A 4,009-nucleotide genomic window follows, 5' to 3' on the forward strand; every position below is an offset into this window, starting at 1 on the left:
CCCCACTGCTGCCTCCCGTAGGAGTTTGGGCCGTGTCTCAGTCCCAATGTGGCTGATCATCCTCTCAGACCAGCTATGGATCGTCGCCTTTGTGAGCCATTACCTCACCAACTAGCTAATCCAACGCGGGCCGATCTTTCACCGATAAATCTTTCCCCCTAAGGGCGTATACGGTATTACCACCAGTTTCCCGGAGCTATTCCGTAGTGAAAGGTACGTTCCCACGCGTTACTCACCCGTCTGCCACTATATCGTTCGACTTGCATGTGTTAAGCCTGCCGCCAGCGTTCGTTCTGAGCCAGAATCAAACTCTCAAGTTGAGTGTTGATCTGACGATCCGTCCATTGGAATATGGACGGCTACTATTGCTGTTAAGCATAAGTATTGCGTTCTTTGACGAGAAACCCTTTTAGCAAAGACCAGGCCGAAACCTGATCGATGGAAAAAAGAATTCTCTCAAGAAACACATTCGTCGTGATCGTATTGGACATCTCGCGATGTCCGCAAGCCGTCACGCCGCCTGCGTTTCTCTTCCTATCTCTTACAATGTCAAACAGCTGGAAACAGAAGCTTCCGAAGGTCGTTGCCAAGACCCTCGGGTCCCGGCGAAGTGGCGGCTTATACAGCCGAGCTTTTTCTCGTCAACACCCTTTTTGCGCTCTTCTGCAGATCAGTGGATTAACCACAAGGCCTGCCACGTTCAGAGCGAACAGAAGTCTTAGACCGATTGTCTCGGCCCAAAAAATCAGGCGTTCAGAGGAACCGCACATATAGCCGCTGTTCGGGGGAAAGGGCAAGCCCTTTTCTTTCAAGAAGCGACCATCTGGGGGCCATCACGTCGCCCGCCCAAAGGCCGGTTCAGCGAAGAGCGCAGATTAGCCCCCCGGGCTCCAGGCCGCAAGGGCTTATTGCGTGAATTACACAGGTTCAGTGCTTTTTCTTGGCCTTGCAGCTCAGAATTGCGCGGAAAGATATGATTTCATGGCCTTCGCTTCGGCCTCCGTCTCCGCGATCTTCCATTTCACGAGATCGCCAATCGACACGAAGCCGGCCAGTCGGTCATTGTGGACAACCGGCAGGTGCCGGATCCGCCGGTCTGTCATGGTCTGCAGCGCTTCATCGATAGCGGTCGTGGAATGTACCGTGACGACGGCGCGGGTCATCGCGCTCCCCACCTGCATCTCCAGCGCCGCCGCGCCATGGCGGGCAAACTGGCGGACGATATCGCGTTCTGACAGGACGCCGACGATCCGGTCGTCGTCATCGAGGGCCACCACCGCGCCGATTTTCTTGTCGTCCATAAGCATGGCCGCGTCTTTGAGGGTAATGCTGGCCTTCAGCGTGACGACTTCACGGCCTTTGTCGTTCAGGATCTGCTCAACAATCATCAGCCGGGCCTCCCGTCCCGCGGGCGCGGAAGCTCTGTGAGACTGGCGCCTGCGGCAGGATAACACACCCCTACCCCCGAATCGACCCGCTCTTTGGCGGGGGGGGGCATCCCCACTGACCGGGCGGTTCAGGCTGGTCCGGCCTGCATCTGCCAGAGCACACCCCGCATGAAGAGAGCTCCGCCGATATAGCCGCCGACATGCGCCTGCCAGGCGATGCCGGCGCCAAGCAGGCTCGGGCCGATCACCGCAAACAGGGCGTTGGCCACGACAAACAACGCGCTCGTCCCAAGGAACCGGCGGCTCAGCAGCCAGCGGTCCGGCCCTTCGCGCAGCAGCAGAACCGCCGCCAGCAGCCCGCTGATTCCCCCCGAGGCGCCCACAGCAGCGCCCCCGCCGGGATAATTTGCGGCAAGATAAACGAGGCTCGAGGTAAGCTGCGCGAACAGGAAGAGGGCCAGCAATAGCCCGGACGCCCCCGGTTCGCGGCCCGGCCAGACCCGGCGGAAGAGCTCGAGCAGCGGCTTGGCCAGCGCCACGAGAAATGCCGCATTCAGGATCACATGCATCCAGTCCCCGTGCAGGAATGCGCTCGCAATCAAGGGCAGGAACGCCTCCAGCACGCCGGAATACGCAGGCAACCCCGACAAAGATGGCGCCTCAGCCGACGACCAGAATCGCTCCGGGAACAGGGCGCCGTAGAAGAAGGCCACGTTCTGCCATGCGTCAGGCAGGAGGATGCGCACCAGATGGGCCGCGACCAGGACGACGGCGAAGATCGCGACGGGCCAGGGGGCATTGATGATCGGCGGTTGTCGGGTCGGGGTCGTCATGTCGGCTCCGCTGGCGGCGCAGGGGCGCCTTCTTGGATCTATATAGTGACACGCGCCCCGCTGCGTATCCCCGCCCCGGCCATTGCCCGCCGCCGTCCCGGCGCTAGCTCTCGCCCCATGCTGATCCGGATCTTCCTCGCGCTGATGGCGCTCATGTTCGCCGCCTTCGGGCTCTACGCCTTGCTCAGCCCCCTGCAGATGGCTGCGGGTCTGGGCGTGGAGGTCAGCGGCCCCAACGGCGCCTACGAACTGCGTGGCATCTACGGCGGCGTCAGCCTCGCAGCCGGGCTCCTTTGCGCCGCCGGCGCAGTACGGGCCGGCCTGCGGATCCCCGCCCTTTGGTTCCTGGTGGTCTACATGGGCGGCTATGTCTTTGCCCGCGCCGCCGCATTGACCCTCGGCCCGCCGCCGACGCCGGACTTCGCGGCCTTCATTGCCTTCGAAGCGGTCAGCCTCGTGCTCTCCGCCCTCGCCCTGCGGGCTGCATACCGCGCCTGAAACGAAAAAGCCCCGCCGTTTCCGGCGGGGCGTGCGTCTATTGCAGTCTTCGCAGCGTCAGAATGACCTGCGCACCGTCACGCCGAAGGTGCCCGGCGGGTTCGGGTAGCCAGGGATCGCACCGGCCTGAGCCGCGGCCGGGAAGGCCGCCGTGATAAAAGCTTCGCCGGCCAGGTTGCACACCCATGCCGTGACGCCGCCACCAAGGCAAAGAACCGCTTTCAGCCGGCCGAAGCGGGCCTTGTTGGAACTGAAATAATGCACTCGGAGTTTCCTTCCCGGGAGTTCGGGGCAGACGGGGTATCGAGACCGGTTGTTCGCAAGGCGATTCCCAATCTTCGTATATTTTGTGAGGGGATAATCGGCAGCGCTTGGCGAGCGCAAGCCCGCCCTCCTCTTCAATCGCAGCGTGTCCGGCAATCGCAGCGTGTCTGGCAATCGCAGCGTGTCTGGCAATCGCAGCGTGTCTGGCAATCGAAGGCGCTTTCCAGGCCGCAGGCGCTGGACTGTTGCCGCCAGCCAACACCCGCTTCGGGTGTTCCGCCTTGGAACGCGCCATTGCGCAGGTCTCTCTCTTACTCGCCTTTCAGGACGCCCCCGGCACCAGGCACAGGCGCCCGAGGGAGAATCCGCATGTCTTTCGAGGCGAGAGTTTCCCATTCCCGGTGAGCCGCGATCTGGAACAGATATTGCGATTGGCAGCTTCGAAGAGATCCCGTGACGGGACCGCACAGATGTTATCCGGAGCACACCCACCCATGATCGACCGGTCGCTCCACCCCAACACGCGCATCCTGCTGGACGCCTGGCGCCGCATGCAGGGCGACCCGCAAGGCCATGGCATGAGCGGCCCGGATGTCAGCGACCATGCCGGCCTTGTCGACCGAATCTTCATGATCGAGTTGCGCGAGGACCATTCCTGGCTCGTGCGGACGTCCGGCGGAATCCTCAACGCGCTCGTCGGCCGCAACCTCGTCAACCACAATTACCTGGACCTGTGGACCGGACCCGACCGCACCATGATGGGCGCCTTCCTCGAAGCGATCCGCTTTGACGGCGCCCCCGGCGTGGTGCGCGGCCGCGGCGAGACACTCAACGGTGAACGCGTCGAACTTGAAATCTCCCTGATGCCGCTCAGCCAGGAGAGCGGGCGCTCACCGCGCCAGCGAATGCTGGGCCTCTACCAGACGCTTGAGCACGAGCCGGTCGTGACCACCAAACAGGTGTTCCGCCACCGGATCTTGATGCTCGCGCCGCCGGACACGCGCCGTTGCGGCGCGCAGTTGAGGC

At 62.5% G+C, this 4,009-nt stretch carries 5 protein-coding genes and 1 rRNA gene; 2 read left to right on the forward strand and 4 right to left on the reverse strand.

The features are described 5' to 3' along the window. The 3 genes from WEA77_RS07035 to WEA77_RS07045 all read right to left on the reverse strand — a co-directional run. Positions 1-320: ribosomal RNA gene (locus WEA77_RS07035) — 16S ribosomal RNA — on the reverse strand; the annotation flags it as partial. A 633-nt stretch (positions 321-953) separates the two neighbouring features. Further along, entirely contained in the window at positions 954-1,388 is a 435-nt protein-coding gene (locus WEA77_RS07040; RefSeq protein WP_368067161.1) for a CBS domain-containing protein, read from the reverse strand. Positions 1,389-1,516: 128 nt separating this feature from the next. Continuing rightward, on the reverse strand, positions 1,517-2,221 hold the full coding sequence (locus tag WEA77_RS07045; protein WP_368067162.1) for a rhomboid family intramembrane serine protease: 705 nt from the start codon (positions 2,219-2,221) through the stop codon (positions 1,517-1,519). 45 nt (positions 2,222-2,266) lie between these two features. On the opposite strand from WEA77_RS07045, the gene WEA77_RS07050 reads away from it, so the two are divergent. Beyond that, complete coding sequence (locus WEA77_RS07050) at positions 2,267-2,719, forward strand: DUF4345 family protein (protein WP_368067163.1); 453 nt, start codon at positions 2,267-2,269, stop codon at positions 2,717-2,719. Positions 2,720-2,776: 57 nt separating this feature from the next. Here the strand turns inward: WEA77_RS07050 and WEA77_RS07055 are convergent, their stop codons facing one another. Further along, complete coding sequence (locus tag WEA77_RS07055; RefSeq protein ID WP_368067164.1) at positions 2,777-2,983, reverse strand: hypothetical protein; 207 nt, start codon at positions 2,981-2,983, stop codon at positions 2,777-2,779. A 494-nt stretch (positions 2,984-3,477) separates the two neighbouring features. On the opposite strand from WEA77_RS07055, the gene WEA77_RS07060 reads away from it, so the two are divergent. Further along, on the forward strand, positions 3,478-4,009 hold a 532-nt coding region (locus WEA77_RS07060; RefSeq protein WP_368067165.1), incomplete at its 3' end, for a PAS domain-containing protein.

Origin of the sequence: Hyphomonas sp., assembly GCF_040882205.1 — a bacterium.
In the GTDB taxonomy this organism is placed as follows: Bacteria; Pseudomonadota; Alphaproteobacteria; order Caulobacterales; family Hyphomonadaceae; genus Hyphomonas.